This is a genomic window from uncultured Oscillibacter sp. (assembly GCF_910579365.1).
Taxonomy (GTDB): Bacteria; Bacillota; Clostridia; order Oscillospirales; family Oscillospiraceae; genus Oscillibacter.
The window spans coordinates 19,961-22,142 of record NZ_CAJTUX010000047.1; the positions used below are offsets into that span (position 1 = coordinate 19,961).

Annotated in this window: 1 protein-coding gene; it reads left to right on the top strand. The window is 62.8% G+C overall.

Features of this window, described 5'->3' with window-relative positions; all coding sequences use genetic code 11:
* On the top strand, positions 1–821 hold an 821-nt coding region (locus tag QZ329_RS10860; RefSeq protein ID WP_295752438.1), incomplete at its 5' end, for a cation:dicarboxylase symporter family transporter.
* Positions 822–2,182: the final 1,361 nt, after the last annotated feature.

The following is a 2,182-nucleotide window of genomic DNA, read 5'->3' on the forward strand; positions in this document are numbered from 1 at the left end:
TCATGCCCGTGATGAGCGCCCTGGTCTTCTCCGTCCTCATCGGCCTGGCCGCCGTGTGGACCAAGGCCAAGACCATTACCGCCGTGCTCCAGGAGTTCCAGAACATCGTCCTCAGCGTGGTGAAGAAGGTGGTCATCCCTGTTCTGCCCTTCTTCATCGCTCTGACCTTCTGCGGCCTCAGCTATGACGGCACCATCACCAAGCAGTTCCCCGCCTTTTTGCTGGCCATCGTCATCGTCATGGCGGGTCACTACGTCTGGATGGCTGTGCTCTACGGCTTCGCCGGTGTGTACTCCGGCCGCAGCGCCATTGAGGTGGTGAAGCACTACGGCCCCGCCTACCTCACCGCCGTGGGCACCATGTCCTCCGCCGCCACGCTGGCCGTGGCCCTGGACTGCGCCCGGAAGAGCAAGAGCCTCCGCTCCGACATGGTGGAGTTCGGCATCCCCCTGTTTGCCAACATCCACCTCTGCGGCTCCGCCCTGACGGAGACCTTCTTCATCATGATCGTCTCGAAGGTGCTCTATGGCCAGCTGCCCAGCCTCGGTTCCATGGTGCTCTTTATTCTGCTGCTGGGCATCTTCGCCATCGGCGCTCCCGGCGTCCCCGGCGGCACGGTCATGGCCTCCCTGGGCCTGATTACCGGCGTTCTGGGCTTTGACGGAGACGGCACCGCCCTGATGCTGGCCATCTTCGCCCTTCAGGACAGCTTCGGCACCGCCTGCAATGTCACCGGCGACGGCGCGCTGACCCTGATCCTTACCGGCTATGCCGAGAAGCACGGCATCAAGGAGCAGGCCATTAAAGCTGTGGACCTCTGATTCCAAGGGCGAAAGACCATAAAATAGAGAATACACAAAGGACCGCGGTCCCCCGGAGCATCTGGGGGGCCGCGGTCCTGTTCTCCGCCGGCGGAGGGATCTCACTCCTGTTCGGGGGAGGGGGAATTCTTTTCTGCGGGGGCGGGATTTTGAATGATGACCGTCTTTTCCTCTCCGCCCGCCAGCCGGCCGCCCAGCATACCGGCGATGAGGGACTTGACGTCGATTCCCATGCCCTGGGTGATGCCCTCGGTGACCTGCGTGGTGCCGGTGATGATATCCTCCAGCAGCTTGGTGCTGTTGCCGTCGCCGTACATGGTGATCTTGTCCACCTTGGATAGGGGCTCGGCCACGTTCCGGGCGATTTCCGGCAGGGCCTGCATGACCATCTCGATAACGGCGGCCTCGCCGTATTTCTTCATGGCCTCCGCCTTCTTGTCGATACCCTCGGCCTCTGCCAGGGCCTTGGCCCGGATGGATTCCGCCTCCGCCTTGCCGACGGCGGCGATACCCTCCGCCTCCTGTTCCCTGGCGAACTTCTGCGCCTCGGCGCTCTTGCGCTCTGCTTCGGCCTCCTGCTCCTGTTCATAGCGCTTGGCCTCGGCGTCCTTCTGCCGTTTGTAGAGGGCGGCCTCCGCCTCCTGCTGCAAGCGGTAGCGCTCGGCGTCCGCCTTGGCGCGGATTTCGGCCTCCAGCTTCTGCTTCTGGACCTCGACCTCATACTGCTTCAGCTCCGCTTCCCGCTGGGTTTTGGCGATCTCCGCGTTGACCGTGGCGGTCTCGATGCTCTTGCGCTGCTCCTGGCTCTGGATTTCATAGGCGGCGTCGGCCTCGGCCTTTTTGCCGTCGGCCAGGATTTTCAGCTCCGCCCGCTTGATTTCCAGCTCCGTCTGCTTTTGGGCAATCTGGGTGTCCGCCTGGACCCGGGCCTCGTTAGACTCCCGCTCCGCCTCCGCCTGGGCGATGGCGATGTCCCGGTCCGCCTGGGCCTTGGCGATGGCGGCGTTCTTCTTGATCAGGCTGGTGTTGTCCGCGCCCAGGTCCTTGATGAGGCCGTTCTCGTCGGTGACGTTCTGGATGTTGCAGGAGAGAATCTCAATGCCCAGCTTGTCCATGTCCTTGCTGGCCTTCTGCATCACCTGGTCGGAGAAGGAGTCCCGGTCCGTGTTGATCTCCTTGAGGGACAGCGTGCCGATGATCTCCCGCATATTGCCCTGGAGAGAGTCCTGAAGGTCCCGGGTGATCTCCTCGGGGCGCTTGTTCAGGAAGTTCTTGGCCGCCAGCTTGATGCCGTCCGCGTGGGGGGAGATGAGATCGGAAGAGCACACGTCTGAACTCCAGTCACATTACTCGATCTCGTA